Genomic DNA, 3,571 nt, shown 5'->3' on the forward strand with positions numbered 1-3,571 from the left:
GTCGTCGCCTCGGGAGCAACCAGACAGAACAAGAGTGGATGCTGCCAAGACAGCGGCGGTCTTCAGCGCCGCTCGACGGGTCAGAGAACTGTTTCGAAACATGTGGAAGCCTAACGTGTAAGGAACTCTTTGAGGCGCTGTAAAGTACCCGTAGCAGCCCCAAGGAAGGTATGGCCTCTTTTGGCTACGGTGGACACAGCAATCGCGCCTATTTTACACAGGTTAGGCTAACCACACAACAATCTACCCTAACTTGCCACCCTTCCCGCTCGGCCGCCATTCCCGCTCGGCCGCCATTCCCTCTCGGCCGCCATTCCCTCTCGGCCGCCATTCCCGGCAGCGCCCCAGACCTAGTCCGCCACCGTTGCCACCCCGGGCCTCGCTCGCCACCAAAGCCACCAAGTCTACCAAAGCCGCCAGCGTCGAGATGCCTGAGCTATTGCAAATCGTGGCGCCAAGTGCACCAAGTGTCGGAAAAGCTGCAAAACGTAAATTGGCTCCAACTCAGCGAAATTCTAGAAACGCTTTGACCTGCATTTTTACAAAAGTGCAAATCGCTTCCAACAACAAATTGCAACTTTTCCGACATTTGCACCTCGGCAACACAAGGACCTGGCCGCGCGGGGTCTCCAACTGTTCCCTACCGGTCTCCTACTGGTCTCTGCTGGCCCAAACCCGCCTCCTCGCAGGTCGAAATGTCGCTAGAACGGGAATCCGTCAGCACCGGCGCGCCTCCGAAATTTGCGGCAATTCCCTGACCTGCAGTTTTGCGAAGCTGCAAATCAGTGTCGTTAACGCATTCCCGTTCTAGCGACGTTCACCCCTGCTAGCGCTCCAATTACGGCGCCGTCGGCCACGTATTCCCGTTCTAGCGACATCTGCACATCCTCACGCCGCCGAATCGGGCGCCGCCGTCTCCCGTGGCACAATCCCCCTGGCACTGCGCTCGCACAATCTCACGTTCCCCTTGCGCTGCGCTCGCACAATCTCACATTCCCCCTGGCACTGCGCTCGCACAATCTCACGTTCCGCTGGGGCCACGCCGGGCGGGAAGCGTGGGCGTCAATAAGAAACAAAACAGGCCCCCTACCGCAACAATGTGCGACAGGGGGCCTTAGCGCCCGGCGATACAGCGCCAGGACTGCCTGAGCAGCAGCACTTTAGCTGGCTAAGCAGCCAGGGCCGCCGTAGCGGTCTGGACTGCCAGAACTGCTCAGACTAGCGAGCCTTCTCGATGATCTCAGTCAGGCGGAAGTGCTTGTCCTTGGACAGCGGGCGGGTCTCCTCGATGCGAACGCGGTCGCCTACGCCGGCGGTCTCATTCTCATCGTGAACCTTCACGCGGGAGTTACGGCGCATGATCTTGCCGTACAGAGCGTGCTGCTTGCGGTCCTCAAGCTCGACCACAATGGTCTTGTTCATCTTGGTGGAAACAACGTATCCGGAGCGGACCTTGCGGGCGCCCTTCTCGTTCTCCACAGCTGCGTTGTCATTCACGGTTGCCTCACTCATGCTGCGTCACCACCTGGGTTGGTAGACAGCCCGAGCTCGCGCTCGCGCAGGACGGTGTAGATGCGGGCGATGTCGCGCTTGACAACACCCAGACGACGGTTGTTGGTCAGCTGGCCGGTCGCAGCCTGGAAGCGAAGGTTGAACAGCTCTTCCTTCGCCTCACGCAGGCGGGTGGTCAGCTCTTCGTTGTTGAGCTCGCGGAGCTCATGTGCCGGAGTTCCGGTAGCCATTAGAACTGATCCTCCTTCTTCACGATGCGAACCTTGCAGGGCAGCTTGTTACCAGCACGGCGCAGTGCCTCCAGGGCGACCTCTTCGTTCGGGTAAGAGGCCTCGAAGAGGATACGACCCGGCTTGATGTTGGCAACCCACTTCTCCACGGGGCCCTTACCGGAACCCATACGCACGCCGAGCGGCTTCTGGGTCAGCGGACGGTCCGGGAAGATGTTGATCCACACCTTGCCGCCACGCTTCATGTGGCGGTTAATGGCGATACGAGCGGACTCGATCTGACGGTTGGTGATGTAGGTCGGCTCCAGGGCCTGCAGGCCGTAGTCGCCGAACGTTACGCGGTTACCGCCCTTGGACACGCCACGACGGGTCGGGCGGTGCTGGCGACGGTACTTAACGCGCTTCGGGATAAGCATGTGTCTTAGCCCTCCTGCTTCTGCTCAGCGCGCTGGCGACGTGCGCCACCGCGACGTGGACGCTCACGACGACCGCGAGACGGGCGCTCGTCGCGTGCATTCATCAGGCTCTCGCGACGGCCGCCGACGACGTCACCCTTGTAGATCCACACCTTGACGCCGATGCGTCCGAAGGTGGTGTGAGCCTCGTAGGTGCCGTAGTCGATCTCAGCGCGGAGGGTGTGCAGCGGAACGCGACCCTCGTGGTAGCGCTCAGTGCGACCCATCTCCGCGCCGCCCAGGCGACCGGAGCAAACAACCTTGATGCCCTTGACCTGCGGCTGGCGCATAGCGCCCTGGATTGCCTTGCGCATAGCGCGACGGAAGGCAACGCGGTTGGTCAGCTGCTCAGCGATGGACTGTGCCACCAGCTGTGCGTTGGCATCGATGTTCTTGACTTCGAGGATGTTCAGCTGAACCTGCTTGCCGGTGAGCTTCTCCAGCTGGCCACGGATGCGGTCAGCCTCGGAGCCGCGGCGGCCAATCACAATGCCCGGGCGGGCAGTGTGGATGTCAACGCGAACCCGGTCGTGGGTGCGCTCGATGACAACGTTGGCGATGCCGGCGCGGTCAAGACCCTCGGACAGGAAGTCGCGGATCTTGATGTCCTCGGCGAGGTAGTCAGCGTACTGCTTGTCGGCGTACCAGCGGGAGCGCCACTCGGAAGTGATACCCAGCCGGAGGCCGTGGGGGTGGATTTTCTGGCCCACTACTGAGCACTTCCCTTCTGGCTCTCGACGACCACAGTGATGTGGCTGGTGCGCTTGCGGACGTGGAATGCACGACCCTGGGCGCGGGGGCGGAAACGGCGCATGGTCGGGCCCTCGTCGGCGTAAGCCTCAGAGACGACCAGCGTCTGCGGATCCAAGCCGAAGTTGTTCTCGGCGTTGGCGGCGGCCGAAGCAACGACCTTCGCGACCGGCTCGGAAGCGGCCTGCGGAGCGTACTTCAGGATCGCCAGTGCGTCCTCGACGGACTTGCCACGGATCGTGTCGATAACGCGGCGTGCCTTCATCGGAGTGACGCGGACGAAACGCGCGGTTGCGCGTGCGGTGGTTACGGTGTCAGACATGATTATCGACGACCCTTCTTGTCGTCCTTGACGTGACCCTTGAAGGTCTTCGTAGGAGCGAACTCACCTAGCTTGTGACCGACCATGGAATCATCGATGAACACCGGCACGTGCTTGCGACCGTCGTGGACGGCGAAAGTGTGGCCGATGAAATCGGGGAGAATGGTCGAGCGACGGGACCACGTCTTGATGACGTTCTTGTTGCCCTTTTCGTTCTGAGCATCCACCTTCGCAAGGAGGTGTTCGTCGACGAATGGGCCCTTCTTCAGGCTGCGTGGCATTCTCTACTACCTCCTCTTAGC

The 3,571-nt window shown here is 61.2% G+C and carries 6 protein-coding genes; all 6 read right to left on the bottom strand.

Annotation, left to right across the window (positions count from 1 at the left end):
• Positions 1 to 1,218: 1,218 nt before the first annotated feature.
• The 6 genes from rpsQ to rpsS are packed head-to-tail and all read right to left on the bottom strand — an operon-like array spanning position 1,219 to position 3,550.
• Positions 1,219 to 1,512 (bottom strand): 30S ribosomal protein S17, encoded by a 294-nt coding sequence (rpsQ, locus tag Q0331_RS09065; RefSeq protein WP_005291953.1) that lies wholly within the window; start codon positions 1,510 to 1,512, stop codon positions 1,219 to 1,221.
• Positions 1,509 to 1,742 carry a 50S ribosomal protein L29 gene (gene rpmC / locus Q0331_RS09070; RefSeq protein WP_005291954.1) on the bottom strand — a complete coding sequence of 78 codons (234 nt, stop codon included), beginning with the start codon at positions 1,740 to 1,742 and terminating at the stop codon, positions 1,509 to 1,511. The genes rpsQ and rpmC overlap by 4 nt, the downstream gene beginning before the upstream one ends.
• The gene (gene rplP, locus Q0331_RS09075; RefSeq protein WP_005291957.1) at positions 1,742 to 2,158 is read right to left on the bottom strand and encodes a 50S ribosomal protein L16; all 417 of its coding nucleotides are present in this window, start codon (positions 2,156 to 2,158) and stop codon (positions 1,742 to 1,744) included. The genes rpmC and rplP overlap by 1 nt, the downstream gene beginning before the upstream one ends.
• Positions 2,159 to 2,163: 5 nt before the next feature.
• Complete coding sequence (rpsC, locus tag Q0331_RS09080) at positions 2,164 to 2,907, bottom strand: 30S ribosomal protein S3 (protein ID WP_005291959.1); 744 nt, start codon at positions 2,905 to 2,907, stop codon at positions 2,164 to 2,166.
• Complete coding sequence (gene rplV / locus Q0331_RS09085; RefSeq protein ID WP_005291960.1) at positions 2,907 to 3,269, bottom strand: 50S ribosomal protein L22; 363 nt, start codon at positions 3,267 to 3,269, stop codon at positions 2,907 to 2,909. The genes rpsC and rplV overlap by 1 nt, the downstream gene beginning before the upstream one ends.
• A 2-nt stretch (positions 3,270 to 3,271) precedes the next feature.
• Positions 3,272 to 3,550 carry a 30S ribosomal protein S19 gene (gene rpsS / locus Q0331_RS09090; protein WP_005291963.1) on the bottom strand — a complete coding sequence of 93 codons (279 nt, stop codon included), beginning with the start codon at positions 3,548 to 3,550 and terminating at the stop codon, positions 3,272 to 3,274.
• Positions 3,551 to 3,571: the final 21 nt, after the last annotated feature.

Source organism: uncultured Corynebacterium sp. (assembly GCF_937999985.1).
In the GTDB taxonomy this organism is placed as follows: Bacteria; Actinomycetota; Actinomycetes; order Mycobacteriales; family Mycobacteriaceae; genus Corynebacterium.